The organism is Flexibacter flexilis DSM 6793 (genome assembly GCF_900112255.1).
GTDB classification, from domain to species: domain Bacteria; phylum Bacteroidota; class Bacteroidia; order Cytophagales; family Flexibacteraceae; genus Flexibacter; species Flexibacter flexilis.
In genome coordinates this window covers 90,879-117,399 of sequence record NZ_FOLE01000003.1, presented here as the reverse complement: position 1 = coordinate 117,399, position 26,521 = coordinate 90,879, and the positions used below count along the sequence as shown (strand labels likewise).

The 26,521-nt window shown below is 42.9% G+C and carries 23 protein-coding genes; 10 read left to right on the top strand and 13 right to left on the bottom strand.

The annotated features are described in order from the left end of the window. Positions 1 to 86 precede the first annotated feature (86 nt). Positions 87 to 1,478: a dihydrolipoyl dehydrogenase gene (gene lpdA / locus BM090_RS06925; protein WP_091509817.1), complete on the bottom strand. Its 1,392-nt coding sequence runs from the start codon at positions 1,476 to 1,478 to the stop codon at positions 87 to 89. Between the two features lie 237 nt (positions 1,479 to 1,715). Between lpdA and BM090_RS06920 the strand changes: the two genes are divergently transcribed. The 3 genes from BM090_RS06920 to BM090_RS06910 are packed head-to-tail and all read left to right on the top strand — an operon-like array spanning position 1,716 to position 4,163. Next, entirely contained in the window at positions 1,716 to 2,399 is a 684-nt protein-coding gene (locus BM090_RS06920; protein WP_091509814.1) for a metal-dependent hydrolase, read from the top strand. Positions 2,400 to 2,452: 53 nt separating this feature from the next. Then, positions 2,453 to 3,256, top strand: coding sequence for a ParA family protein (locus BM090_RS06915; protein WP_091509810.1), 804 nt, complete (start codon positions 2,453 to 2,455; stop codon positions 3,254 to 3,256). Then, positions 3,246 to 4,163, top strand: coding sequence for a ParB/RepB/Spo0J family partition protein (locus BM090_RS06910; RefSeq protein ID WP_091509807.1), 918 nt, complete (start codon positions 3,246 to 3,248; stop codon positions 4,161 to 4,163). The genes BM090_RS06915 and BM090_RS06910 overlap by 11 nt, the downstream gene beginning before the upstream one ends. A 126-nt stretch (positions 4,164 to 4,289) precedes the next feature. Here BM090_RS06910 and BM090_RS06905 read toward each other — a convergent pair whose 3' ends face one another. After that, positions 4,290 to 4,802 (bottom strand): FKBP-type peptidyl-prolyl cis-trans isomerase, encoded by a 513-nt coding sequence (locus BM090_RS06905; protein WP_091509803.1) that lies wholly within the window; start codon positions 4,800 to 4,802, stop codon positions 4,290 to 4,292. A 366-nt stretch (positions 4,803 to 5,168) separates the two neighbouring features. Here BM090_RS06905 and BM090_RS06900 point away from each other — a divergent pair, with 366 nt between their 5' ends. The 4 genes from BM090_RS06900 (at position 5,169) to BM090_RS06885 (ending at position 12,755) form a co-directional block, all read left to right on the top strand. Next, positions 5,169 to 6,017, top strand: a complete 849-nt coding sequence (locus BM090_RS06900) for a substrate-binding periplasmic protein (protein ID WP_091509799.1) — start codon at positions 5,169 to 5,171, stop codon at positions 6,015 to 6,017. A gap of 154 nt (positions 6,018 to 6,171) precedes the next feature. Beyond that, positions 6,172 to 6,507, top strand: coding sequence for a 7(1) septoil knot domain-containing protein (locus BM090_RS06895; RefSeq protein ID WP_143083903.1), 336 nt, complete (start codon positions 6,172 to 6,174; stop codon positions 6,505 to 6,507). A gap of 32 nt (positions 6,508 to 6,539) precedes the next feature. Beyond that, positions 6,540 to 7,364 (top strand): 50S ribosomal protein L11 methyltransferase, encoded by an 825-nt coding sequence (prmA, locus tag BM090_RS06890; RefSeq protein WP_091509792.1) that lies wholly within the window; start codon positions 6,540 to 6,542, stop codon positions 7,362 to 7,364. A gap of 75 nt (positions 7,365 to 7,439) precedes the next feature. Further along, complete coding sequence (locus BM090_RS06885; protein ID WP_091509789.1) at positions 7,440 to 12,755, top strand: hypothetical protein; 5,316 nt, start codon at positions 7,440 to 7,442, stop codon at positions 12,753 to 12,755. 87 nt (positions 12,756 to 12,842) lie between these two features. On the opposite strand, the gene BM090_RS06880 is transcribed toward BM090_RS06885, so the two are convergent. From BM090_RS06880 to BM090_RS06860, 5 genes are all read right to left on the bottom strand, one after another. After that, positions 12,843 to 13,433, bottom strand: a complete 591-nt coding sequence (locus BM090_RS06880; RefSeq protein ID WP_143083902.1) for a hypothetical protein — start codon at positions 13,431 to 13,433, stop codon at positions 12,843 to 12,845. Beyond that, a complete protein-coding gene (locus BM090_RS06875; RefSeq protein ID WP_091509782.1) occupies positions 13,363 to 13,881 on the bottom strand; it encodes a hypothetical protein in 519 nt (172 codons plus the stop codon). The genes BM090_RS06880 and BM090_RS06875 overlap by 71 nt, the downstream gene beginning before the upstream one ends. A gap of 36 nt (positions 13,882 to 13,917) precedes the next feature. Next, positions 13,918 to 14,976 (bottom strand): hypothetical protein, encoded by a 1,059-nt coding sequence (locus BM090_RS06870; protein WP_091509780.1) that lies wholly within the window; start codon positions 14,974 to 14,976, stop codon positions 13,918 to 13,920. A 183-nt stretch (positions 14,977 to 15,159) separates the two neighbouring features. Next, positions 15,160 to 16,260 carry a tetratricopeptide repeat protein gene (locus tag BM090_RS06865; protein WP_177199859.1) on the bottom strand — a complete coding sequence of 367 codons (1,101 nt, stop codon included), beginning with the start codon at positions 16,258 to 16,260 and terminating at the stop codon, positions 15,160 to 15,162. Positions 16,261 to 16,322: 62 nt separating this feature from the next. Continuing rightward, a complete protein-coding gene (locus BM090_RS06860) occupies positions 16,323 to 17,795 on the bottom strand; it encodes a WG repeat-containing protein (protein WP_091509774.1) in 1,473 nt (490 codons plus the stop codon). 199 nt (positions 17,796 to 17,994) lie between these two features. On the opposite strand from BM090_RS06860, the gene BM090_RS06855 reads away from it, so the two are divergent. The 3 genes from BM090_RS06855 to BM090_RS06845 all read left to right on the top strand — a co-directional run bounded on the left by BM090_RS06855 (position 17,995) and on the right by BM090_RS06845 (position 20,043). Further along, complete coding sequence (locus BM090_RS06855; RefSeq protein ID WP_091509770.1) at positions 17,995 to 18,477, top strand: regulatory protein RecX; 483 nt, start codon at positions 17,995 to 17,997, stop codon at positions 18,475 to 18,477. A 42-nt stretch (positions 18,478 to 18,519) separates the two neighbouring features. Beyond that, positions 18,520 to 19,002, top strand: coding sequence for a D-glycero-beta-D-manno-heptose 1-phosphate adenylyltransferase (rfaE2, locus tag BM090_RS06850; RefSeq protein WP_091509766.1), 483 nt, complete (start codon positions 18,520 to 18,522; stop codon positions 19,000 to 19,002). 354 nt (positions 19,003 to 19,356) lie between these two features. Beyond that, on the top strand, positions 19,357 to 20,043 hold the full coding sequence (locus BM090_RS06845; RefSeq protein WP_177199858.1) for a zinc metallopeptidase: 687 nt from the start codon (positions 19,357 to 19,359) through the stop codon (positions 20,041 to 20,043). A 68-nt stretch (positions 20,044 to 20,111) separates the two neighbouring features. Here BM090_RS06845 and BM090_RS06840 read toward each other — a convergent pair whose 3' ends face one another. The 6 genes from BM090_RS06840 to BM090_RS06815 all read right to left on the bottom strand — a co-directional run bounded on the left by BM090_RS06840 (position 20,112) and on the right by BM090_RS06815 (position 26,309). Beyond that, the gene (locus tag BM090_RS06840) at positions 20,112 to 21,047 is read right to left on the bottom strand and encodes a carboxypeptidase-like regulatory domain-containing protein (RefSeq protein ID WP_091509763.1); all 936 of its coding nucleotides are present in this window, start codon (positions 21,045 to 21,047) and stop codon (positions 20,112 to 20,114) included. A 98-nt stretch (positions 21,048 to 21,145) separates the two neighbouring features. Beyond that, positions 21,146 to 22,201: a dTDP-glucose 4,6-dehydratase gene (gene rfbB, locus BM090_RS06835; RefSeq protein ID WP_091509759.1), complete on the bottom strand. Its 1,056-nt coding sequence runs from the start codon at positions 22,199 to 22,201 to the stop codon at positions 21,146 to 21,148. 14 nt (positions 22,202 to 22,215) lie between these two features. Next, positions 22,216 to 23,250 (bottom strand): UDP-glucose 4-epimerase GalE, encoded by a 1,035-nt coding sequence (gene galE, locus BM090_RS06830; protein WP_091509756.1) that lies wholly within the window; start codon positions 23,248 to 23,250, stop codon positions 22,216 to 22,218. Between the two features lie 94 nt (positions 23,251 to 23,344). After that, entirely contained in the window at positions 23,345 to 23,656 is a 312-nt protein-coding gene (locus tag BM090_RS06825; protein ID WP_221405349.1) for a 2TM domain-containing protein, read from the bottom strand. 127 nt (positions 23,657 to 23,783) lie between these two features. Next, complete coding sequence (locus BM090_RS06820) at positions 23,784 to 24,500, bottom strand: hypothetical protein (protein ID WP_091509753.1); 717 nt, start codon at positions 24,498 to 24,500, stop codon at positions 23,784 to 23,786. A gap of 114 nt (positions 24,501 to 24,614) precedes the next feature. Next, positions 24,615 to 26,309, bottom strand: coding sequence for a S41 family peptidase (locus BM090_RS06815; RefSeq protein WP_177199857.1), 1,695 nt, complete (start codon positions 26,307 to 26,309; stop codon positions 24,615 to 24,617). Positions 26,310 to 26,521 lie beyond the last annotated feature (212 nt).

Below are 26,521 nucleotides of genomic sequence, written 5' to 3'. Positions count from 1 at the left end.
CAAAGATAAGTGAAAAAGCAACGCACCGACAAAACAGCTTGCGGCGGCTTGTCGGTGCGTTTGGTATTTTATTGAAATACAGAAAATTATAAATGTATTACTTCACCGTAAGCAGCGGCAGCAGCTTCCATAATCGCTTCCGACATGGTTGGGTGCGGGTGTACAGATTTAATAATTTCGTGGCCAGTAGTTTCGAGTTTGCGCGCCACTACCACTTCGGCAATCATTTCCGTAACGTTGGCACCGATAAGGTGTGCGCCAAGCCATTCGCCATATTTAGCATCAAAAATCACTTTTACGAAACCGTCCGAATGACCAGCCGCTTTGGCTTTGCCTGAAGCCGAGAACGGGAATTTACCCACTTTCACTTCATAGCCTGCTTCTTTGGCTGCTTTTTCGGTATAGCCCACCGAAGCGATTTCTGGCGAGCAGTACGTACAACCTGGGATATTGTTGTAGTTGATTGGCTCTACGTGTAGGCCAGCGATATGTTCCACACACAAAATGCCTTCGGCAGAAGCCACGTGCGCCAATGCCTGACCTTTTGTTACGTCGCCGATAGCGTAAACGCCATCTACGTTGGTGCGGTAATAATCGTCTGTTACGATTTTGCCTTTTTCTACCTTAATACCTAACTCTTCCAAGCCGATATTTTCGATGTTGGCTACCACGCCAGCCGCCGAAAGCACTACTTCCGCTTCGATGGTGATTTCGCCTGTTGGTGTTTTTACGGTGGCTTTGGCTACGCTGCCCGACGTGTCCACTTTTTCTACGCTCGAATTGGTGTGAATATCCACGCCCAATTTTTTGTAGTGTTTGGCCAATTCTTTAGAAATATCTTCGTCTTCTACGGGAACGATATTTGGCATAAATTCCACGATGGTAACTTTCGTACCCATTGCGGCGTACACGTAGGCAAACTCCACGCCGATAGCACCCGAACCAATCACCAACAAAGATTTTGGTTGTTTTTCGAGTGTCATGGCTTTGCGATAATCAATTACTTTTTGTCCGTCGATAGGCACATTAGGCAATTGGCGTGCGCGTCCGCCCGTGGCAATAATGATGTGTTTGGCCGAATATTCGGTTTTTTTACCGTCTTTTTCTACCTCTACTTTTTTGCCTGCTTTCACTTTGCCGAAGCCGTCGATGATGTCAATTTTATTTTTTTTCATCAAAAAACTAACACCTTTGCTCATGCCGTTGGCCACATCGCGGCTGCGTTTGATAACCGCGCCGAAGTCCGCTTCTGCGCTGCCCACATTGATGCCGTAGTCTTTGGCGTGTTTGATATATTCAAAAACTTGTGCGCTTTTTAGAAGAGCTTTGGTCGGGATACAGCCCCAGTTAAGGCAGATACCGCCAAGATTTTCACGTTCTACGATGGCAACTTTCATGCCCAGTTGAGAGGCGCGAATAGCGGCAACATAGCCACCAGGCCCGCTTCCTATCAAAATAACGTCGTATTGTGCAGCCATTTTTTTATTAAATTGGTTTTGTAAGGGATTAAAAAATTGATTGTTTGGTATGCGCAAATTTATAGGAATAAATCAGATAACCATTAAACGCTGTAATTGAGATTAGTAAAAAAAACGGTGGTCAAACATTAAAATACTTCGAGTATAAAGTGTTTGGGTAACTTTTTTTCACGATATTTGCCTATTGTGGTGCGAAAGATGTACCTTTATGCCCCAGAAAAACATACCTAATATTTTATGGATATTACATATTACGGACATTCTTGTTTTGGTGTAAATATTGGCGGTTACCAAATTTTGTTTGACCCCTTCATTACGCCAAACGAATTGGCTAAAAATATTGATATAAACACAATAGAGGCAGACTATATTCTTATTTCTCACGGGCATTGGGACCACATGGCAGACGCAGAAGCTATTGCCAAGCGCACAGGAGCTACCATTATTTCGAGCTTTGAAATTACGGAATGGTTTAAGGCAAAAGGCGTAGAGAAAGTACATCCCATGAATATTGGTGGTAAATGGCCTTTCGAATTTGGTTCGGTGCGTATGTTTCAGGCCGTGCACTCGAGCAGCTTGCCAGATGGCACGTATGCAGGCGAAGCGGCGGGTTTTATCGTAAATACGGCAGACCATACGTTTTATTATAGTGGCGATACGGCTTTGTTCTCGGACATGAAGTTGCTCGGAGAGCTTTTCAAAATAGATTTTGCATTCTTGCCAATCGGCGACAACTTTACGATGGGCGTAGGCGATGCCATGATTGCAGCAGGCTGGGCAGGAACAAACCGCGTAATTGCGATGCACTACGACACGTTCCCGTACATTCAGATAGATCACCAAGAAGCCAAACTTCGTGCGGCACATGCCAAAAAGGAGCTATTCTTTATTCCGATAGGCAAAACCTTGACAATCAAATAAATATTTTGATTACTTGACAAAAACGCAAACCCTAACCCCGAATATTTATCACAATGGGTAAGATTATCGCAATAGCCAACCAAAAAGGTGGCGTAGGCAAAACAACAACAGCTATTAACTTGGCAGCCAGCTTGGCAGCTTTGGAATTTAAGACCCTCCTCGTTGATGCAGACCCTCAGGCGAACTCCACTTCGGGATTAGGGTTTAATCCCAAAACCATCGAAAACAGCATTTACGAATGTATGGTAGATGGCATTGATGCACAAAGCCTTATCCTCAAATCGGATATTACTTATTTGGATTTGCTACCTTCGCACATCGACCTTGTGGGTGCGGAAGTGGAGATGATAAATTTAGAAAATCGTGAGGATAAAATGAAGCAGGCACTCAAACCTATCCGCGATAATTACGATTTTATCCTGATAGATTGTTCGCCTTCGCTGGGACTTATTACCATCAATGCCCTGACGGCTTCTGACTCGCTGATTGTACCCGTACAATGCGAATATTTTGCCTTAGAGGGTTTGGGTAAATTATTGAATACCATCAAGATAATTCAGTCCAGACTCAACCCTGAGCTGGAAATCGAAGGCATTTTGCTGACGATGTACGATTTGCGTTTGCGCCTTTCCAACCAAGTGGTGGAGGAAGTAAAAATGCACTTTATGTCGATGGTATTCGACACGATTATTCCGCGTAACATTCGTTTGAGCGAGTCGCCGAGCTTTGGCGTACCAGCCATCGTGCACGATGCCGAAAGTAAAGGTTCGATTAGCTATTTGAATTTGGCACGCGAGATTTTAGTAAAAAATGGCATTGATGTCTCGAAAATACAATTGAAGGGAGATGAGCGATAGTAAGATGACGATAAAAAAACGAAGTGGTTTGGGGCGTGGCTTAGGTGCTTTGCTCGAAAACCCCGCCGACAGTTCGCAGGCGCAGGATAAAAACGAACAGGCGAGCGTGGGGCTTATGAACGAAATTAGTGTAGATACTATTGAGACAAACCCTTATCAACCTCGCACACATTTTGACCAAGATGCGCTTGAAGAGTTGGCCGAATCTATCCGCACACAGGGGATCATTCAGCCGATTACGGTGCGCCAGTTGAGTGCTAATAAATTCCAGCTTATTTCGGGGGAACGCCGTTTGCAGGCTTCCAAACTGGCAGGCTTGGCCTCAATTCCTGCGTATGTACGCACGGCCAACGACCAGCAAATGCTCGAAATGGCCTTGATTGAGAATATTCAACGCGAAAACCTCAACGCCATAGAAATTGCCTTGAGCTACCAACGACTTATTACGGAATGTAGCCTGAAGCAAGAAGAGTTGGGCGACCGCGTAGGCAAAAAACGCAGTACCGTGAACAACTATTTACGTTTGCTCAAATTGCCACCAGAAATTCAGGCCGCCATCCGCGATAATTATATTAGCATGGGGCATGCCCGTGCTATCGTGAATGTGGAAAATATTGATACGCAATTATCTATCTTCAAAAGCATTATTGCTGATGAACTATCGGTGCGCAGAGTAGAAGAAATTGTGCGCGATTTGGCTACTTTCGGGCTACCAAGCGACGAAAAAAAACAAACGCCCAAAACGCAAGCCAGCGTAGAAATACAAAATATTCAGTCGCGTTTGGCTACGCATTTCGGTACGAAAGTGCAAGTAAAATCGGCAGACAACAACAAAGGCGAAATCAAGATTCCGTTTACGTCGGCAGACGATTTGAACCGAATTTTAGAACTTTTGAACTTTGTATAAATTCTTGTGGCGGGGTCGGCTCTTTCAGAGCCGACCCCGCGCTGTTTTAGGCCAATTAATTTGCATAAAAAACCTCACACTCTTGGGGAGTATGAGGCTTGAAATTTTGGCAATAAAGCAAAAATCTTAGTGATGATGTCCGCCGTCACCGTGTACGTGACCATGTGCAAGTTCTTCTGGTTGCGCGTCGCGAATTGCTATGATGCTACCAACGAAGTACATTGTTTTGCCCGCTAATGGATGATTGAAGTCCATTTGTACAGACTCTTCACTTAGGCCAACCACGCAGCCGCGCAATTGGTTGCCGTAATTGTCGGTCATGGGAATATAGTTGCCCAACTGAAGCATTTCTTCGTCGAGTTTGCCATCAATCAAAAATGTTTCGATAGGAATAGTAACGACTGCTTCTTCGTCAATATCGCCATAGCCTTCTTCTGGGCTGAGGTTAAAAGAAAAATTATCGCCTACGCTTAGGCCAGCAAGTTCTTCTTCAAATTTTTCGGGCAAACCGCTCATGCCATATAGCAATACCATTGGGGCATCGGCACTTACAGTTTCTACGATTTCGCGCTCGCCATCTAAATTATTGATTTCCAATTGGTATGCCACAGAAACCACTTTGTTGGGTTGTACGGTCATTTTTTTTGTTGGGGGAAATGATGAGATATATTTTGGCTTGTCTTTATACTAAAAAATACGGATTCATATACAATATTTTTTACATAAATACGATTGCAAATCTAAGGCGAATTGCTGGTTTTGTCAAGTAAATAAACATTTCTGACGCACCTATAAAATATTATATTATTATGTAAATAATATCAAAAAAAATCACATAACAAAACTATTTTATTTCTTTTTTTAAATGATTTTTAATGGATAATTACTATAATTTTACGCACACGTAATCAATAACTTTAGTACATTTGTCGTTTGATTTAAGTAAAATCAAATCCTTCATAAAAAAGAAACTTTTATTAACCTTTATCCGTAACCTTCATTACAATGTACAAAAAAATAATCTTATTATTATTGCTATCAAATTGGCTACAAACAATAGCTAACGCACAGACAATCAAAGGCCAATCGTGGACTGAGGTAAAACAAAAAGGCTCTGGTAATCTGTATGTTACTTATTATGATACGCCTAATCTAATCGAAAAAGTTGGGGGAAAATACGAGGGTGTTTGCGCTGATATTATGCAAAATTTTGTAACTTTTTTGAAAGATAGGCGCAAAGTAAATGTAACATTAAAATACAGAGATGGACAAACTAATTTCAAGGAATTTTACAATAATATGAAAGGTTCGTCTGGAGCTGTTTTTGGCTTAGGAAATATTACTATTACAGAGGAAAGAAAAAAAGAAGTTTCTTTTAGCGTTCCTTTTATGACCAACGTGGCATTGTTGGTTACACAAAAGTCTGCGCCTCCGCTTACGCGCCTCAACGAAATGTCCACCAAATTTAAGGGCATGAAAGCGTATGTGGCCAAAGGCACGACGCACGAAAAATTTATGAATTCGCTTAAAAAGCAATTTTACCCAGAAATGCCCATTAGTTACACGACGTCCAGCAAAGAAGCCTTAGCGCAGGTACTCAAAGACCCTAAAGCCTTTTGCTACCAAGATTTAGTCATTTATTTTGATGCCGTAGAAGATAAAAAACCTGTAAAACGCCACTCGGTGGCCGATCGCCCAGGCGAATCTTTCGGATTGGTAATGCCTCCTCAGTCGGATTGGCAGCCCGTTTTCAACGAGTTTTTGGTACAGTTTATGCAAACGCCTGAATATCGCAAAATTCTAATTGAGCATTTGGGAGCAGATGCCGTACAAATTATGGATATGGCCAAATAATTATCTATAAAAACACATTCTTTAAGCCCATGTATTCGCGTATATGGGCTTTTTGCTGCGCTTTTGTTTGCCCAAATGGGGTTGTAATAACCAAAGCATCTGTTATCTTTGCCTAATGTTTTTTAGTATTTTTAACGCAAAAAATCAGCTTGTTATGAAGTATTTTTTGGCTTTTAGTTTGTTTTTGCTTAGCTCAGTAGCTTGCATGGCGCAAAACAACCCCAATCCTTGCAAAGTGTATGGAAGTGTTTTTATAGAAAAAAATAGGCTTATGGCCGACTATCGCATTTTTGTGGAAAGCTCCGAAGGCATGGCCGACCTGACCGTTTTTAAGACCGCCAACAAACTGTTTGCCGATGATGCTGGCCTTTGGCACTTCACAGACACGAAGGTACAAGCCGATTTTACGGTATATATTGAACCCAATCGCGCGATGGCCGATTTTTCGGTTTTTTATACCGAAACAGAATCTTTTGCAGGCTGTAAATAACTCAATATCAATTTTTTATTAAATCAGAAACGATGAATTACATCGAACTTAACATTGAAGTTGCCCCAGACTTTGCCGACGTGCTTATCGCCGAACTAGGCCAAGTGGGTTTTGATACTTTCACCGAAACCGACAACGGTGTACAGGCTTATGCCGAAGAAAAAAATTACGACGCACAAGCCGTAGCCGATTTGTTGGCGACTTATGCCCAACAAACACCCATTTCTTATACGACCCAAAGCATTGCCCAACAAAATTGGAACGAAGAATGGGAACGCAATTTTGAACCAGTAACCGTTGGAAATGAATGTTTTATCCGTGCTACTTTTCACGAACCACGCCCAGAATTTAAGCACGAAATTATTATTAACCCTAAAATGTCGTTTGGAACTGGGCACCACGCTACTACTGCCCTGATGGTAGAACATCAGTTGGCTATTCCGCACGCAGGCAAACGCGTTTTGGATGCGGGTACGGGTACGGGCATTTTGGCGATTATGGCCGAAAAATTAGGAGCTGATTTTGTAGAAGCTTTCGACATAGACGAATGGCCAGTGGAAAATACACGCGAAAATTTACAACTCAATAGCTGCCAGAAAGTTACGGTTTGGCAAGGCGAAATAAACGGCGTAGCGGCTGATGCCAAATTTGATATTGTGTTGGCCAATATCAACCGCAATATTTTGTTAGACCAAATTCCTGCGTATGTGCAACATTTGACCAAAGGCGGCGTGTTATTGCTAAGTGGTTTTTATGAACACGACATCGCAGACATTGCGGCAGTGGCGGCCAGCGTGGGACTCACCGAACAAAGCCGTAAAATCAGAGACCAATGGTCGGCGGTTTGGTTTGCCTAAAAAATTGAAAATAAGGATTTTATCCTAAAAAATACGAACAGGTTTTCTTAGTCATTTTATTTGGATTACAGGTGTATGAAATTTCGTGTACTACTTTCGTTGGTGTTGTGGCTTGGCTTGGCGATACAGGTGCAAGCGCAGTTTAAATTTTCGGACAATCCTGATGAGTTTGCCAAAAACATTCAAGGGATGATGAACTCTCTTAAAACACCCGCTACGATCAAACGTTCCGATTCGTTTTTAGCGGCGTGGAATGGCGGTTCTTTTTCCGAAAATCAAAAGAAAACCATCATTGCCTTAGCGCAACAAATGGGACAAAAGCGCATGAAACCTCGCCCCAATTTCGAGACGTTGGTGGCCACACTCGACGCGGCGGCGAACATCAAGCATTTGGACGAAACTAAAATGACTAATTTTTTGGACGTAGCCCGAAAAGTAGCCGAAAAGCAGCGTCCCGTACAACTCCAAGTTTTTTTGGAAACGTGTCGCACCTTGTTTGAAAAAGACGCGCTTTACACAGGCAACAATTACACGCTCAAAGCCTCCAATACCAACGACATTGGTTTCTATTACATGGAAACCACCGACACAGCCAGTATTGCGGCTTACACGGCACCGCAACCAAGCAAGTTCAAGGACTTAGAAGAAGATGCCGCTTATAATGCGCTCAATTCGGATATTGCCAAAAAAGATTCGGCTTCGGGCATAGACCCGACTATGATTGTACGCCCAACAGAACCAAAAGTAACGTTACAAGGAGCAATTATTAGCTTTGATAAAACAGATTTGACCTTTAAAACGGCTTACGACAGCAGCACCATCGAGCAAACTTCGGGTAGCTTTATGGTTACTTATTCGTTGTTTGTGGGCGAAGGCGGTCGTTTTGATTGGCGCATGGCTGGCCTTGATCCTTCGGACGTGTATTGCGACCTGAAAAAGTATATTTTCATGGTCAGGATACCAGAATTTGCTGCCAAAGACGTAACACTTCATTACAAATCTAAATTAGACGAAACCTTAGAGGGGATTTTTGAATTTAAAAGCCGCCGTTACAAACTGCCCTCACAAGCACAATTTCCGCGTTTCAAGTCCTACAAATCGGGCATGGAAATTCGTAATTTGGGCGATGACGTGATGTTTCGGGGCGGATTTTCGTTGGCTGGTGCCAATATCAGCAGTGCCAGTGCATCGGGTTCGCTTTCTACCCTCAAAATCAAAGACCAAGGAGAGGTAGTATTTGTTGCCAAATCGCCGCTGTTTAACATTGGCGATTCGGTGATTTCGGCGCGTAGTGCGGGTTTGCGCATCAATGTAGAATCAGATTCGATTACGCACCCAGCGGCGCGTATGTTCTACAACCGCAAAACACGCCATTTAGAAATACACAAAGACGGCGGCCAGTACAAGTTTACGCCGTTCATGGACACGTACCACAAAATTGAAATTAGTTGCGAAGGCGTAAAATGGGATTTGGATAGCGCGAAAGTGGGCTTTTATATGTTCCGCGCCAACAACCGCAACGCCGCTTATTTTGAGTCTTTGGATTTCTTTAAAGATAATTATTTCGATAACCTACAAGGCGGTTTCAGTTATAATCCGCTACTCATGGTGATTGGTTATGCCAATTCTTCTAAAAAAGAAACGTTTAATGCAGGTGATTTGGCCAATAAATACGGACAAAATTTACAATCGCTCAAAGGTGGTTTGGCTGCCATTGCGGCTAATGGTTTTATCCGTTACAACACAGAGTCTGGGGCGATTACGGTACTGGACAAAGCCAAACACTATTACACCTCGCACAAACAAAAGAAAGATTATGACTATATGTCTGTGCCGTCTATTGCGCCACGCAAAGCCAACGGTACACTGGATTTGAAAACCAAAGAACTATTGGTTTCAGGTGTGGATAAATTCTATTTGAGTGACTCGCTGGGGGTATATATCATCCCGACTGATCGTCAAGTAAGAATCCTGAAAAACCGCGACATGATGTTTGACGGCAAAGTGAACGCGGGTAGCTTTTTGGCACACGGCACCAGTTTCAAATTTGACTACACCAACTTTACGGTGGATTTGCAGAAAATTGACTCCGTAATTTTGCAGCTAGACTCCAAAGAAAAGGCTTTTGGTAAAAAGAAAAGTAAATCGACGGGTAAACTCGAAAACAGAGGGATTGCAGAAGAGGCCGAAGGCGAAAAAGCCGAAAATATCAAGGCCACCAAAGGAACACTGTATATCAATGAAGCCAACAACAAAGCTGGTTTGCGCAAAGTACCCAAATACCCGATTTTTGACGTAATGTCTAACTCTTTCGTGTATTTTGATACCAAAGAAGTATTGAATAAGGCCTACGACCAAAAAGTACGCTTCAAACTACCGCCATTTAATGTGGACTCGGTGGCCAGTAACGACCCTAACTCCGTATCCTTTGACGGGACTTTTATCCCAGACCGAATCTTCCCGCCGTTCAAAGAACGTTTGGTAATTCGCCCTGACAAATCATTGGGTTTTATCCACAAAGTTCCTGATGAAGGTTATCAGTTATACAACGGTGCGGGTAAATTTTTTGGTGTGGTTACACTCGACCACAAAGGCATTAGGGGCAAAGGCGAAATTCAGTATTTGACATCTCTGATTAAATCCGACGACTTTATTTTTTATCAAGATTCTGTAGTTACCAATGGTACAACTTTCGTGATGAAAGAAGGAACGATTGCAAACGGAAATTACCCTGATGCAGCCATAACGGCCTTCCACATGAAATGGACACCTGCCACAGATAGCTTGGTAATCAGTAATATAGACGCAAAAGATAAGTATGCTGCCGACTATAAGAAGCTTTACAACAAAACTGATTTTGGTTTGTTCAAACTCTATGAAAAAACCGCCACGTTGGACGGAGCTTTGGTTGTGGCCACTACGGGCGTAAATGGTTCGGGTAAAATCAAAACGCGTGGTTCGCAAATCGTATCACCCAATTATACATTTGGAATTACTGATTTTTCGGGACGTGAAGCCATTTTCGAGATTCAGTCATCCAATGCCCTCAAGCCAGCCGTATTGTGCCGTGACGTAAAATTCAACTTTAACCTCAAAGAAAAATTTGCGGAGTTTAACCCCGAAAAAGAAGGTTATGCCAGTAACGAGTTTCCTTATACCCGCTACAAAACCTCTATTCCGAGAGCGGTTTGGTATTTGGATAGAAAAGTTGTAGAAATGGAAAAGCCTGAAAATGTTGATATTAGTAACTCTTATTTCTATTCTACCAACCCAGAGCAAGACTCCATCAACTTTAATGCTACGGCTGCGGTTTATAATATTGAAAAATTCCAGCTCAACATCAAAGGCGTTCCGTTTATCAACATAGCCGATGCACGTATAGAGCCTGATAGCGGCAAAGTTGTAGTATCTGAGAATGCGACAATGGAGGTATTGAATAACGCCATTATGGTTGTAGATACACTCAACAAATACCACCGCTTGGTAAAAGCCAATGTGCACATTTTCAAACGAAACGATTATTCCGCAAACGCTTTGTATCAATACGTAAACTCGGATAATGATACACTAGCCATCAACTTTGATGAGTTTAAAATCTTGAAAGACGAAGAGGCTAGCACCAAAAAGCAATCAGTATATTATTCATCTTCGGGGGGTGATGTATTTGCAGAAAAACCGCTCAAACTCACGCCAGGTATTTTGTACAAAGGGAAAGTACACATGGATGCACGGAAACCGAACCTAGATTTTGACGGGGAGGTACGTTTGGACATTAAAAATAACTCCAATATCGTTTGGTTTAAGTATGCCAATAAAGAAAGTCGCGATTTTGCCTTGAACCTATCAGGAGCAAAAGATGAGTCTGGTGCAGACCTCAAAACAGGTTTGTTCATTCAGGATGGTGAAATGCAGGCTTACACCTCGTTTGCCGCACCGCGCAAATCCACAACCGACAAGCAAGTATTTGCCGTAGATGGTTTATTGAAGTTTCAGGAAGAAACACGCGAATTTAAAGTTGGTACTCCTGATAAAATTGCGGGTAAAAGTTACGAAGGTAACGTGTTTACTTACAATGACTCTTTGGATTTAGCACATTTTGAAGGCCGCTACGACCTAATGACACCACCGATAGAAGACCGCGATTTTAGGGTAACAGCAACGGGTACGGGACAAGTACATTTGGATAGTAATCATTACGACATGAATATGCTAATCCAAACGGAGTTTGATATGCCGTCTGCGGCTTGGAAACAAATGGGCAAGGCTTTAGCCGCACGGGCCTCCGACCTTTCTGCACCAGAGGCCAACGACGACCAAACCGCATTGCTCTATAAAATTGCAGATGCTGCGGGCGACCGTGCCGCACAAGATTACAGCAAAGCGGCTCAAGCACAAGTTACACCAATTGCAAGCATGATTTCTAAGCTAGCCAAAGGCTTAGTACTTTCTAATGTAAACCTGAAATGGTCGAAAGAGCATAGTTCTTGGTATAGCGTAGGAAAAATCGGGGTGTCCAATGTGATACGCGAAAACGTCAATGCCAAAATCGACGGCTATTTGGAAATTAAGAAAGGCGCATCGGCTACTTTATTTACTTTGTATCTGGAGGCTTCGCCTGATACGTGGTATTATTTCATGTACGATAATGCCAGCAAACGACTAATGACGGCATCTTCCGATGACGACTACAACAATGCTGTTGCCAGCAAGTCCAAAGCCGCCGCCGCTAAAGCCAACCAATATGCCTTTGCCCCTTCTGATCCAATTGAGCGTGTGATGTTTATCAAAAACTTTAACAAAGATTATTTTGGTAAAGAAATTACGCTCGAAATGCTCGAAAAAGAACGCGCGAAAGAAGCCAAGAAGCAAGCTGAAGAAGACAACCCATTTGGTAGCTCAACAGACGACGAGCCAGCCAAAGACAGTACAAATACTTCTACGGATTCGACTCAAAAAGCAGTAACTGATACACCTGCGGCAGCAGATTCTACCCAAAAAGTAGCACCTAAACCAGCGGAAGAAGATGACGGTTTCGGTTCTGATGAGCCAGCCAAGCCAACACCTGCCGCCAAGCCAGCAGAGCCAGAGAAAAAAGACGAGGAGAAAAAGGTAGAAGAAACCGAGAAAAAAGAAGGTGATTCTGCTGAAGAGCCTTCTGCCGAAGAGGACGAAAAAGCCAAGAAGAAAGCGGAAAAAGAAGCGGAAAAAGCTGCTAAAGAGGCTGAAAAAGAGGTCGAAAAGAAGCAGAAGGAAGAAGAAAAGAAACGCAAAGAGGACGAGAAAAAAGCCGCTGAAGAAGCCAAAAAAGAGGCAGAACGCAAACGCTTGGAGGAGGAAAAGAAAAAAGCAGAAGAGAAGAAGAAGGAAGAAGAAGACGCTGGCGGCTTCTAATCTGCTCTATATATTTTCAATCAAAAAAGCCTATAAGTTGTACTTCACTTATAGGCTTTTTTGATGCAAAACGTTGAGCTATTTCTATCAAAATTCTATCTTCAAAACTACCTTACTGCGCGGGGCAAAATGTATGGCTACTGGCTGGGTCTTACTTATTTTTTGGTAAATTTCGTAGTCAATACCGTAGTTTCGATCATTGATTACCACATAGTAATATTGCCCACGGCGAGAAGTAACGCGCCAACCCGAAGAGGTAACTTGCACGTTACTAGCAAACTTATCGGAGATACGCATACGTTTTATTTCTTTTTGGCCTTCGGCTAAATCGCGGTTAAAAGGCCGCAGCCGCGCCAATAATCTGTTGACCGTAGCCCATAGTACCAAACCCAGCACTATCACGATGGCAAACTGACTTATGGTTATTAAATATTCTTCTGGAATAAATTTCATAACGGCCATTCCTACCAAGGCTGCTACCATTCCCCATAAAAAAAAACCAACAAAAAGAAATAGAAAAAACCAACCCACAAATCCCCAAATGCGGCGGCGGCGAGCTTTACGGACTTGGTCGCATTCGTCGGGCGAAAGTGCGGCACGTGTCATGCTATCGTCTAATTTTTCTATAAAAATCGGCTCTTGTGGCTGTGGAAGCAAGTCGGTGTGCAAGAATCGCATTATCGTATTTGGTTAGTTCTATTTCGAGTTTTTCACCCACATGATATTGGGCATACACCCGCAGCTCTACTTGTATTTTTCGCGGGCCAATCACCAAAAAATAATCGGTACGGCTTTTGGCAGCAGCATATTTGCCTGTTCCGCTGGTGGAAGTGGTTGTACGTTGTGTTTTGTCGGCAAGCACGCCCGACACTTGTATTTTTTTACCATATGCAATGTCTTTATTCAATGAATTGAGCATATACACAAACGTAAATCCAATAATGGCAGGCAGTAACACAGACAGCCAAGCCCAACCGCTGTCGTTGTTAATCAGTAAAAAAATACTTACCGCCATAAATACAAGCCAAATAATTGCCGCCACAACAACCGCCAGAATGCGTTCAGACTTGAGTTTTTGTAATTCCGCTGGGCTAAAAGGGACCTCTTTCTCTTGGTAGTCGATCATGTTGTATGTATCGCGAAAAGGAAATTTTGAACCAAATTAAAAATCAATTCTTAATAAAACTTTACTATGTGGAGCCAAATGCACCTGAACGGGATGGCTATTGTCTATTTTTTCATAAAGGGCGTAATCTATATCATAATTTCGACCATTGATGACGGCATAATAATACTGGCCGCTGCTGGAAGTAACGCGCCAGCCCGACGAAGTTACTTGTACGTTGCTGGCAAATTTATCAGTAATATACATGGTCTGAATTTCTTTTTGGCCTTCGGCTAAATCGCGATTAAATGGCAGCAGCCGCGAAATAAGCCAATTTCCCAAAGCCACCAATACAATTGCCGGCACACCATACGTCAAGAACTGCCCCACATAAGGCAAATATTGTTTGGGTAGATGTTCGAAAACTACGAAAGCCAAGAATATCATACCGAAAATTACCACAAAAATACTAATGAATGCCAGTATGAAGAGCCAACCCACAAACCCCCAAATACTACGGGTTCGGGCTTTGCGAATTGCGCGGCAGTCGTCGGGCGTAAGGTCAGAAAGCGAGCTTGGCGAAATATACGCCTGTTTTTGTCTAAATTCCTGATTCTTCGTTTGTTCCTCTATTCTAATGCTGCCTTCCAAATGTTTTTGTGCCAGAATCGTTTCGCTGTGTTTGGTCATTTCCAGTTCGATGCCCTCGCCCAAATGGTATTTTTGGTAAACGTCCGCATTGACACTTACTCTTCGGTTTTCGCCAATGATTAGATAGTATGCCGTGCTGCTGCTCGAACTCGAAGATTTGCTGTTGTTGCGCGTGGTGTGTTGTTTTTTGCCTGTAATCGTGCCTTTTATACAAACTTTTTTTCCATAGCCTACGTCTTGATTGTATTTATAGAGCATATATCCGATAATAGCCATCCCCAATACTGGCATAATCGCCGAAAACCACGCCAATCCGCCATCGCTGGAGACTATAATGGCCGCACTTATTGCCACAAAAATCGCGATTACCAATCCTCCGATTAAAACAGCCGAATTACGAGTATTCCGAAGTTGTTGTAAATCTGCATCTGTCAATGGCTTTTCTGTTTGTTCGAATGATGTCATGTGCGTAGTGTTTTAGTTTTACCAAAGCTACCAAATGTTTTTATTTCAAAAAATCATGCTTTTGCCCTAAAAAACAAAACCCTAACCGCAAAGGGCTAAGGCTTTCACAACGTATAAAAAAGTCCTCATTGTCTATACTTTACAGCAAGCAATGAGGACTATATTTTAAGAACAAAACAATACTTACGGAACTTTTACAATGGAATTGGCTGCTTCTGCCGAATCGCGCTTGGCCTCTAGTCGGCGTTGCACTTCCATACGTTTGCGCAGACTTCCCAGCATTTTGACGGTCGGTTCTGTATAGCCATTATTGAGTTGTAGTACCTTTTCGTATTGAGTAACAGCTTCCGCATTTTTACCTTGCGTTTCGTAACAAATGCCCAAATAAAAATGTGATTCAGGCATATTGTCGTTATAACGATTTACGTTTTCGTAATGTGTGGCAGCTTCCGTGTAATTGCGCTGTTGGTAAGCCAATGTAGCCAAATTGTAGTGCGCCGAATACAAACTTGGATCAAAGAAAATAGCTTTTTTGAAGAATGTAATCGCACTATCTTGCTGCTTGCTGGCCTCATAATAACAACCCATATTGTAGTTGATGTAAGCATCATCAGGGTTGAAACGCATACCCGATTGCAAGTATTGGTAAGCTAACTTCAAGTTGTTTTTTACCAAATAAATAGCTGCTAACTTGTTGTAAGCGTCCACATATTCTGGATCTTGCTCGATAGAAGTCTGAAGGTTGGAAAGCGCAAGTGCCGTATCCCCTTTCTCCCAGAAAATCAATCCTTTATAAAAATATGCTTCTGCAAAAAATGGCGCAACACGAAGGCCTTTGTTCAGATAATCCATGGCATTTTGGTAGTCTTTGACCACGATGAGCATTTCGCCAATCGTTATATATAGCTCAGGTAATTCTACCTTGAGTGCTTCGGCACGGTGAGCCGCTTGCATACCTTTCGATACATCGCCAGCCACACGATAAATTTTTGCTTTTTCCAAGAAAAACAAACCATTGGTACTGTCCAGAGACGTAGCCGTTTCGATGTCGGCGATGGCCTGTGTATTTTTCTTCATTTCCCTGTACAACTTGGCCCGAATAAAATAATTATTGGCGTTGTCGGGGTTTTCCTCTATGGCTTTGGTAATAGAATTGATTTTGGTGTTTTCGCTGTATGTGTTTTCGGTCGGAACTTGTCGGATTTGATCTGGATTACCTTGCTTAGACGTACAGGCCGCCAAACTTCCTAACAGACAGATTCCCGCAAAAATTAAATTACGCATTGGCTTATGAGTTTTGATTTGGGCAACAAATATACAAAGCCTGTGCAAATAAACACGCCCCATCAGTGCTTTATGCAATAGAGTTTGAAACGATGTTCGTAGCTTATTCGTCTGTATGTGAGCGGAATAAACGGTTCGCCATCGGTTTTGTACACTCCAAATTTGTTATTTCGTTCTACTAAAAACAAGCCATTATACAAATGCTCTATGTTATCAAAATTCGGGTAAGTAATCACTTGGCCTGTGGGTTGCAATATACCTTTATGTTTGTTTTTTACACTCACAAAATAGCCTGATTCGAGCTGATACAGACTATCCAACGCGGCCGCGTGTACTTCTTGACCGTTGGCGTTCACTATCCCAAATTCATTTTTTTTCTTGATAATGGCCACACCACGCCCAAACGGAAGAGCCTTTTGGTAAAGTGGCTGTATAATAATGTTTTCGTTGCGGTTGATATAACCCCAGCGTTTTTTGAGCATAACAGCCGTCAAACCTTCGGAAAAAATGCCGACCGAATCGTAGCGATTCGCGATACGCACAAACCCGTTGAGGTCAATAAAACCGTAATATTTGCCAATTTTGGCGCGTGCCAACCCTTCGGCCATCGGCTCAATGCGCGAAAATTTGGGACTTGGGGGCAACGTTACACCCAAACGCGCGTGCGCCATACCTCTACACACATCTTGCGAAAGAATAAACGTACTATCTTTGGGGTTAAAGTCGCTAATCTGTTCATAATCAAGCTCTACTGGAACAATTTTACAACCATTTCTATCCCAAAGTCCAACTTTTACGGCGCGTTTCTGCAACACAAAACCATCTTCGCGAAGGCGCAAGGTGTCTTTGGTGGCATGCATGGCATTGCCGTAAAGGTCTATCATCGCAAAATTGCTGTCGGTTTGGGCTAAAAAAGTAGAGTCCGTCAGGCGCGTCAGATTTTTATACACAGGATTTTGAAGCCAATTGCCCGAAATTTCCAGCACGCCCCAAAGTCCTTCACGCTTGGCAATGGCATTGTTATTCACAAAAGCCTCCAACGTGTCAAAACTCACAGGCAACACATAGCGGCCTGCGCTGTCGGTGTACGTCCAGCAACCTCCATCGGGTTTCACGGCTCTCAAGCCTTGCGAGGCGGGCTGCATGGCCTCAAAAACCGCCGACAAAGGTTTGTAATTATGCCCCGAATACACTTGCCAGCCCAATTCATTTTTGGTATAAATGTGGTTGAGTGTCATGTAAATAGAGTCAAAAGCAGGTGGCAGTGCCGAATATCCTTTCAGACTCAACAAACCATATTTGCCATTTGCTTTAAAAATAACATTGTTATTCACCGACTGCGTCCCGATGCCCTCAAACGTAGGCTCAATTACTTTTTTGGCAGGTAACCACATCAGCCCCCAATGGTGCTGTATTTGATAAGCAAATACGCTGTTGGTAATCGGAAAAATCGTATCGCAAGACCATTTCCCTATTTCTTGGTTATGAATATTGTGTAGTGTCCATGTCGATAAACTTGTTTTATTTTGCGCCATTACTTGGCTGCTCAGCCCCCAACAAAAAGAACAAAGGCATACCCACCAAAGAATTTGCTTAGAATGTTTATATATCGTATTCACGAATTTAATATTAGTGCAAGTTAAATAAACGGCTAAATTACATGAAAATTCATATTGACATTCAATCCTTTGTAAGATTTTTTGAATAATAATAACAAAAACACTCGTTTATTTTATGCAAGAAGAAGAAAAGCGATTTGTACAATTTTGCCAACAGGCTGCCGCTTTTTGCGCCTACCAAGAACGCACACCCAAGCAAGTAACCGAAAAATTGCAGCAACTTGCAGCCACACCCGACGAGACGGAAGAGGTGATTCAATGGCTTATTTCCGAAAAATTTTTGAGTGTGGAACGCTACGCGCAATCTTATTCTAACGGCAAATTTCGGTTCAAAAAATGGGGAAAACTCAAGATTCGGCAAGGCCTTCGCCAAAGCGGACTCACTGACACAGAGGCCAGTATGGGCATGGACGAAATAGACCAAGACCAATACGAACAAACTTTGTACGCACTTTTGTTGAAGAAATACCAAAGCCTCAAAACCGAGCTTAGTCCAATGCAAAAACGCGGAAAATTGTATTTCTTTGCGGCTTCCAAAGGCTATGAGTCCGACCTTATCAGACAGTACATTGAGCAGATAATGCGCGAAGAAGTTTAAATTTTAATCATCTAAACCATCTGGTTTTAAATTAACGTAAATATGAATTGTGCCAACAAGATCCAGTCACTTGACCAAGCCATTGCGCAAGTGCAAGACTGGAAAAACCAACAACAGAAAATCGTGTTTACGAACGGTTGTTTTGATATTTTGCATTTAGGCCACGTGGACTATTTGGAAAAAGCCCGTAACTTAGGGGACAAACTCGTGTTGGGGCTAAACACGGATGCTTCCGTGAGCCGCCTGAAAGGTTCGTTGCGGCCTGTAGTCAGCGAGTACGCGCGTGCGCGTGTAATGGCTTCGTTGGCTTTCGTGGATTTGGTGGTGCTGTTCGGGGAAGATACGCCATTACGACTGATTGAGGCCATCGAACCTGACATTCTGACAAAAGGCAACGATTATACGATTCAAAATATCGTTGGTGCAGATTTTGTATTGGCTCGTGGCGGGCAGGTGCTTACCGTGCCTTTGGTCGAAAATTATTCAACTACCAATATTATCAACAAAATCAAAGCAGCTTATTAATATATTAAGTAAGCGATTGATTGGTTAAAATAATTAGCCAAAGCATCGGAGATAAGTTTAGACATTTAGTGTATCAATTGAACCTGATTATCACAAAGATTTCACGCCTACGGCGTTCTGCTGCGGTGAATAGATGATGTGGCTCGCGCTACAAAGATACCAAGCCTAAGGCTTGATCTAAATCACGCAAAAATCCGTAAGGATTGAAATATTTGTAGAAAAGTTTCGGTTCGGTATCATTTCAACGCTGTAGGCGTGGCATCTTTGAATAAATCGGGTAAACAGTTCTATTTCAAAGACTTTCATTCAAAACAAAAACAGATTTTATAAACACAAAACAAAATATTAAGTACTATGATGTTCGGTTATATAATTGCCGCCATTTTCGGTTTGATTAGTTGGGCGGTAAGTGCAAGACTCAAAAACAAATTTGCGGAATATTCCCAAACGGGTTTGCGCAGTAATTTGAGCGGTGCGGAAATCGCACAACTCATGCTCAACGACCACGGGATTTATAATGTTACGGTGCATTCGGTAGAAGGCGAACTAACCGACCACTACAACCCCGCCAACCGTACCGTTAATTTGAGTCGCGATGTGTATTACGGTCGTAACGCCGCTGCCGCTGCCGTTGCCGCGCACGAATGTGGCCACGCCGTACAACACGCCACCGCGTACAGCTTTTTGCAATTCCGCTCGGCAATGGTGCCTGTGTTGTCGGTTTCTTCGCGCTTTATGCCTTGGTTGATTCTAATAGGCTTTTTTGCCCTACGTTATTCCGTTGTTCCGCTCGAACTTGGCATTGCCTTGTTTTCGCTTACGACCTTGTTTAGCTTCATTACTTTGCCCGTAGAATTTGATGCCAGCGCACGCGCTTTGGCATGGATAGACCGCCGCAAAATCGTAACGCCACAAGAACACGCTATGGCCAAAGACGCGCTTTGGTGGGCTGCCATGACTTACGTGGTTTCGGCTTTGGGTTCGTTGGCTACGCTGTTGTATTACATCGCAGTTTTGTTAGGCGCACGCCGCAACGACTAATTTTTCTTTTAGAATAAATAAAAAGCAGCACCCCGCCTCGTGATGTACGAGGCGGGGTCTTGCTTTTTTTACTCCTCTGGAATTTCTAATTCTATACTAAAACAAAAGTTACCAGGTATAATGGCTTTGCCCCATTTTCCCCAAAAGTCGCGTGCAAAACTGTCATCTTTTATTTTTTTATCTTTCACCAATTTCAGGTGAAACTGTTGCTTTTCAAGCATAGTTAATTTATCATAAGGCACAAATTCATTGGTATTTTGCCGAACAATTCCCAAATACTCTAAAGCTACAAAAGCACCATATTTTGACAAATCCAAACTCAAATCGCGCAAATCAAAATCAATAAAAGCTTGGTCTGTTGGCACTTCTGCCACTTCGTTTTGTTTCAAAATATCTTCGTCTATCGGAAACCCGTTTACGTCTTTGGTATAAAACCGCAGCCGCACCAAAAGTTTTTCGTTGGTTAATTTTACCATTTTCCCTTTTTCTGTTGGGTTATTTGGTGCTATCCAGCCATTACGTTTTTTTTCTATGATGCAACGCACCGAAGTAATAGGCAAAGGCCGTTTGTAAGGATTGGCAATCCATACCGCCGCTTCCTGAAAACCAATGTAGCCGCTATTCCCTTTTCGTTTCGCGTAGCCAAGCCATTCGGATTTTGTTTTTTGCGGTTTCTGGTTAGTAATTACCACTTCTTGCAGCGTAATAGTGGCCTGTCGGAGCAAAATATTTTGTTGGTTAAGCACTTGGCTGGCTACGATGTCCGTTGGCTCATAACCCACCGACGAAAAATGCAGCGTGTCTGTTGGCAGGCAACTGATACTAAAAATACCTTGCTCGTTGCTGTACGTGGCATTTTGGGTATGTTTTACATTCACGGTGGCGTAAGGAACACCTTTTTTATCCTGATAATCAATGATTTGTTTGCTAATAACGCTTGCGTTTTGGGCAAAAGCCACGCCCGACAAAAGCAGTAAGCCAATGGCAGAGACTTGTTTTTTCATTAAAATATGGTTTAAATAAATACGGATTATCAGTCTAAAATACAAAGAAGTCCGCGCAGTTCTGACACCGTGCGGACTTCTTTTGGTTTGTCAATAAACTATCTTTCGGCGTATTGTTTTTCGTAATAGCTTTGGTAAACACCCGAAGTGATATTTTCGAGCCAATCGTTATTACTCAAATACCAATCCACTGTTTTTTCCATGCCTTCTTCAAACTGCAACGATGGTTTCCAGCCCAATTCGTTCATGATTTTGGTCGCGTCGATGGCGTAGCGCAAATCGTGGCCAGCGCGGTCTTTCACAAACGTAATCAACTTAGCAGATTCACCTTCTGCGCGGCCTAATTTCTTGTCCATCACGCGGCAAAGCAAATGCACAATGTCAATATTTTTCCATTCATTAAAGCCTCCAATATTGTAGGTTTCGCCGTCTTTGCCTTCATGATACACCATATCAATCGCGCGGGCATGGTCTATCACAAACAACCAATCACGGACATTTTCACCTTTTCCGTACACTGGCAACGGCTTGTTTTTCTGAATGTTATGAATCATGAGCGGCAACAACTTTTCAGGAAATTGGTTGGGGCCGTAGTTATTAGAACAGTTAGAAATCACAGTGCGCATTTTGTAAGTGTTGCGGTAGGCGCGTACAAAATGGTCGGAACTGGCCTTTGAAGCTGAGTACGGCGATTGCGGGTCGTAAGGCGTTGTTTCCAAGAAAAAGTCTTCGGGATTGTGCAAAGAGCCATACACTTCGTCGGTAGAAACATGATAGAAAAGATGTTTGTCCAACTCGTCTTTCCATTGTTGTTTGGCGGCGTTAAGCAAATTCACCGTCCCGATTACGTTGGTCATCACGAAAGCCAACGGGTTGGTAATGCTTCTGTCCACGTGCGACTCGGCGGCCAAGTGAATGACACCGTCAAAGCGATGTTGCGCAAACAAATCCGTCAGAAAAGCAGCGTCATTAATATCGCCTTTTACGAACGTATAATTTGACTTGTCTTTGATGTCGTCGAGGTTGGCCAAATTGCCCGCATACGTCAGTGCATCTAAGTTATAGATATGATAATCAGGATATTTATTAACAAAAAGACGTACTACGTGCGAACCAATAAAACCAGCACCACCAGTAATGAGAATGTTTTTCATTTGATTTTAAAAAATTAAGAAACTGCTGTTTGTGATAATTTTTGTTGCCAACGCCAAGCATCTTTCAGCCCGTCGGCTAAGGTTAGTTTTGTTTGCCAGCCCAATTCTTTGGTAGCTTTTTCCACGTTGGCAAATACTTGCTCTACGTCTCCGCTACGGCGTGGCGCAATTTTATAGTTAAGTGGTTGGCCACTTACCGACTCAAATGTTTTGATTACTTCCAATACCGAAAATCCACGACCTACGCCAATGTTAAACACGTTCCAGAAATATTTTTCGGTTTGTTTATCCAACAGCTCAAGAGCTTTGATGTGCGCCTCGGCTAAATCCAACACATGAATATAGTCGCGAACGCAAGTACCATCAGGCGTGTTGTAATCATCGCCAAAAACCGACAAAGTGGGGCGTAAGCCTGCCGCCGTTTGGGTGATAAATGGAATAAGATTGTTGGGAACTCCTGTCGGAAACTCACCGATATGGGCAGTTGGGTGTGCGCCAATCGGGTTGAAATAACGCAAAAGCGTAGCACGCAACGGCGTGTTTTTGGAAACGACTACATCTTTTATCATCTCTTCGCCTATTTGCTTGGTGTTGCCATACGGCGACTCGGCGGGCAAAATTGGCGAATTTTCGGTTACAGGTAGCATTTCGGGTTGGCCATATACCGTACACGATGACGAAAATACGAGCTTTTCAACGCCGTATTTGTGCATCGTTTCGATAAGCACAATCAACGAACCCAAGTTGTTTTTGTAGTAAAGCAATGGCTTTTGGACTGATTCGCCTACGGCTTTGCTTGCTGCAAAATGTATAACACCGTCTATATTTTTTTCAGTTGCAAATACTTTGTCCATAAAGGCTATGTCGTTGCAATCGCCTTCATAAAACGTACAAGATTGGCCAATGATTTTGGCGATGCCTTCCAATGCTTGCGGATTAGAATTGCTGAAATTATCCACAATGACAGGTTCGTAACCTGCTTCAAAAAGTTGAACGACCGTATGAGAGCCAATAAATCCTGCTCCGCCCGTTACTAAAATTTTGCTCATGCGTATTTTGAATTAGAAGTAATGACACAAAAGTACATAATCTAATTCAAAACGACGCGGCGAAGCAGGTATTATACAGCTAAAAATTTATGATTTAATCCTTTTTGATGTGTACTTTTTTATAACCTTGCATTCGGGCAGCTATTTCGCGGGTTTTGCGTTCTTCCCAATCTTTGCAGAAAAACAAATCGAAGGCGGAAAGCCCGTGCATCACAAGCCCAATTCCCCAGCCAAAAAGCGGCCAAATAAACCAAATATGATTGGGCGTTTTAATCATGTTGATAGCGGCCAGCCCCGAATTGACCAAAATATAAATGACAAGTGATGTATAAAAAGCTTTGATTTTCTTTACCTTTTTGCCAGCCTCTCTGTAATAGGTTTCCGAATCTTGTTGTTGCATTTCCATAAGAGTAATTGATTGATTAGTTAAATTTTATACAAATTTGATTAATCAATCAACGGGCGGCAACGCCCCAACGCCATAGCCGATACAATTCGCCCCGAAGCCGCTAAAACCTTTCTTCAAACGAATTTTATAAAAAATACCAAGTGCTAAAAGTGGCCACTACGAAGCCTAAGACAAAGCCTGCCCAAACTTGCGCGGGTGTATGTGCATTGAGGTAAAGACGCGCCGAAAGCAACAAGCCCAACAAAACACTTAGCCCTAACACAGGGTACAGCAAGTAACTTGCCGAAAAAACATAACTTATCATCAGTACACAGCCCAACACACCACCTGCTCCCACAGCGTGCGCACTGATTTTCCAAACCAAAGAAATAACGGTTGTCAATAACAAAGCTACGCTAATCGTCCCCATTACGATGGCCACAATGTAACTTGCGCCTTTTTGGAAAAACATCCACGAAATAGCCAAATAAACGGCGGTCGTCAGCACCATTGGCATGATGCGGTCGCGGCGGTCGGTCATGTGCAAATCACGCACGTAACCAATCAAATGCAACAAGTAAATGCCCAGCATCGGCACGCCAAACGTGAAAAGCGTAATGAGCAATAGAAATTGTTTTTTTACATCTGGTGCAACGGGCAACAGTCCTTCCACGCCGTAAAACAAAATGCCAAACAGCAAAGTTGGTTGCAAAAGCGGATGTAAAAGCACAGAAAGCCCCATCGCCGCCCAACCCCCAATGCCTTTGGCACGCATAGTCGCCATTTCGTTTGATTCGGTGGCCTCTTCTTGTTCGGGTAAAAGTTCTTCGTTATTATAATTAGTAGTATCGTCGTGGAGCATTGGTATTATTTTTACTAAGTCATCAATAAATCAAGGTGCATTATAACCAAAAAAAAGGAGCAGCTTGCGGGCTGCCCCCTTCTTTCATTCAAATATCAGAAAAAAATCAACACCTTATTTTTTTGTTTTACTTGGTGCTGGTTTGTTTTTACTTTTTGGAGAAACAGGCTTTTCTTTTTCAAACTTACCTTCTTCCAAATCCGAAGCCTTGCCGAAAAGCGTTAGGGCTTTTTGCAACACATCGTCTTGCTTGGCAATGACAGGATAGAAACCTTCGTCTTTCCATACGTTGCGGGCGATGAATGCTTTTAGGGCATTTTCAATCAATGGCTTAGAGCGTGTAAATTGCTTTTCGTCGTACACCAAACCGTTTTGGGTAGCCAATTCCTTGAGGCTTTCAAGCATTTGCGGCGTAACCTTAAAGTTAGCGGCGTAGTCTTCAAACTTCATGGCCGAAAGCGTTGGTTTGTTGGCATCGGCGTAATCCAACGAAAACTCACGAATGATATTTTTGTTGTAAAGTCCGTTCAAATAGCGGCTGTTCATGCTCGTATCGAATGGCACAAACACGTCTGGCATAATGCCGCCGCCACCGTACACAGTACGTCCGCCAATGGTTTTGTAGCGCAACGAGTCGGCAAACTTGATGCTGTCGGCATGGAAAAATTCGCCATTTTCAAAACGTTTGGCCAAATCCATGTTGTATTCGTCTTCGTTTTTGCTGTATGGCTTCTGAATGCTGCGGCCACTTGGCGTATAATAACGCGAAATAGTAAGGCGCAATTCCGAACCGTCCGACAACGGAATTGGCATTTGTACCAAACCTTTACCAAACGAACGGCGGCCAACGATAAGCGCACGGTCGTTGTCTTGCAACGCACCCGACACGATTTCGGAAGCAGACGCGCTACCTTCGTTGATAAGCACAATTACCGAACCTTTTTCAAAATCACCAGGCATATACGCGCGAATTTGTTGGTCATAACGTTCGCCTTTGCCATTGGTGTAAACAATCATTTTATTGCCCGACAAAAACTCATCAGCCATTTTCGTTGCTCTGTCCATGTAGCCGCCTGGGTTGTCGCGCAAATCCAACACCAATTGTTTCATGCCTTTGGCTACGAGTTTGGTCATGGCTTCTTTGAACTCGTTATAAGTGTTGGCCGAGAAACGCGACACTTTGATATAACCCGTTTTGTCGTCTATCATGTAGCCAATGTCCACCGAATGCGTCGGGATTTTATCACGCGTTACCACAAAATCAAGCAATTTCTTTTCGCCTTTACGAGCAACCGAAAGTTTTACTTTCGTTCCTTTTTTGCCACGCAGTTTGGTAAAAACATCGCGATTGCTAAGGTGCGTTCCTGCTACGGTTTTGTCATCTACGGCCACGATTTTATCGCCAGCACGCAAACCAACCGCCTCCGATGGCCCGCCAGAAATTGGGGAAACCACCATAATTGTATCTTTTAGAATAAAAAATTCGATACCGATACCGTCAAACTCGCCTTCGAGAGGAGCTTTAGCCAACTCCACTTCTTTGGCGGGAATATAGGCCGAGTGCGGGTCTAGGTTTTCGAGCATTTTGTTAATGCCGTAGTCGGTGATTTGGTCAATATTTACCGTGTCCACGTATTCGCGGTCTATGAGCGTCACAATCTCACGGAGTTTGTTAATGTCTTTGCCCAAATCATCGCCTGCGTTTTTGCTGCCAAAGAGTGTAGCTCCCACCAAAATACCACCTGCCAGCGTTACGCCCAACAAAACGGGTATGCGGATATTCGAGCCTGAATTACTGATTTTTTCCACTGCGTCTCCTTTATTATTTTAGAATAAAATTTTTCTTTACGTTTTTGCTAAAAGGCTAAATTGTATATCCACAAAGTTGCCAAAGATAATTTATTTTGCAAAAACACCTATATAAACGGCTTATTTCTCATGCCAAAGTTTCTAATGATGGTACTAAAACGTCGGGGAAAGCAAAAAGGTTGTGTGCGGGCAATTGTTTTTCCAAATACATT

Bases quoted from the DNA above. Each gene is read 5' to 3' on its own strand.
- lpdA (WP_091509817.1), bottom strand. From the start codon at position 1,478: ATGGCTGCACAATACGACGTTATTTTGATAGGAAGCGGGCCTGGTGGC.
- BM090_RS06920 (WP_091509814.1), top strand. From the start codon at position 1,716: ATGGATATTACATATTACGGACATTCTTGTTTTGGTGTAAATATTGGC.
- BM090_RS06915 (WP_091509810.1), top strand. From the start codon at position 2,453: ATGGGTAAGATTATCGCAATAGCCAACCAAAAAGGTGGCGTAGGCAAA.
- BM090_RS06910 (WP_091509807.1), top strand. From the start codon at position 3,246: ATGAGCGATAGTAAGATGACGATAAAAAAACGAAGTGGTTTGGGGCGT.
- BM090_RS06905 (WP_091509803.1), bottom strand. From the start codon at position 4,802: ATGACCGTACAACCCAACAAAGTGGTTTCTGTGGCATACCAATTGGAA.
- BM090_RS06900 (WP_091509799.1), top strand. From the start codon at position 5,169: ATGTACAAAAAAATAATCTTATTATTATTGCTATCAAATTGGCTACAA.
- BM090_RS06895 (WP_143083903.1), top strand. From the start codon at position 6,172: ATGAAGTATTTTTTGGCTTTTAGTTTGTTTTTGCTTAGCTCAGTAGCT.
- prmA (WP_091509792.1), top strand. From the start codon at position 6,540: ATGAATTACATCGAACTTAACATTGAAGTTGCCCCAGACTTTGCCGAC.
- BM090_RS06885 (WP_091509789.1), top strand. From the start codon at position 7,440: ATGAAATTTCGTGTACTACTTTCGTTGGTGTTGTGGCTTGGCTTGGCG.
- BM090_RS06880 (WP_143083902.1), bottom strand. From the start codon at position 13,433: ATGCGATTCTTGCACACCGACTTGCTTCCACAGCCACAAGAGCCGATT.
- BM090_RS06875 (WP_091509782.1), bottom strand. From the start codon at position 13,881: ATGATCGACTACCAAGAGAAAGAGGTCCCTTTTAGCCCAGCGGAATTA.
- BM090_RS06870 (WP_091509780.1), bottom strand. From the start codon at position 14,976: ATGACATCATTCGAACAAACAGAAAAGCCATTGACAGATGCAGATTTA.
- BM090_RS06865 (WP_177199859.1), bottom strand. From the start codon at position 16,260: ATGCGTAATTTAATTTTTGCGGGAATCTGTCTGTTAGGAAGTTTGGCG.
- BM090_RS06860 (WP_091509774.1), bottom strand. From the start codon at position 17,795: ATGGCGCAAAATAAAACAAGTTTATCGACATGGACACTACACAATATT.
- BM090_RS06855 (WP_091509770.1), top strand. From the start codon at position 17,995: ATGCAAGAAGAAGAAAAGCGATTTGTACAATTTTGCCAACAGGCTGCC.
- rfaE2 (WP_091509766.1), top strand. From the start codon at position 18,520: ATGAATTGTGCCAACAAGATCCAGTCACTTGACCAAGCCATTGCGCAA.
- BM090_RS06845 (WP_177199858.1), top strand. From the start codon at position 19,357: ATGATGTTCGGTTATATAATTGCCGCCATTTTCGGTTTGATTAGTTGG.
- BM090_RS06840 (WP_091509763.1), bottom strand. From the start codon at position 21,047: ATGAAAAAACAAGTCTCTGCCATTGGCTTACTGCTTTTGTCGGGCGTG.
- rfbB (WP_091509759.1), bottom strand. From the start codon at position 22,201: ATGAAAAACATTCTCATTACTGGTGGTGCTGGTTTTATTGGTTCGCAC.
- galE (WP_091509756.1), bottom strand. From the start codon at position 23,250: ATGAGCAAAATTTTAGTAACGGGCGGAGCAGGATTTATTGGCTCTCAT.
- BM090_RS06825 (WP_221405349.1), bottom strand. From the start codon at position 23,656: ATGGAAATGCAACAACAAGATTCGGAAACCTATTACAGAGAGGCTGGC.
- BM090_RS06820 (WP_091509753.1), bottom strand. From the start codon at position 24,500: ATGCTCCACGACGATACTACTAATTATAATAACGAAGAACTTTTACCC.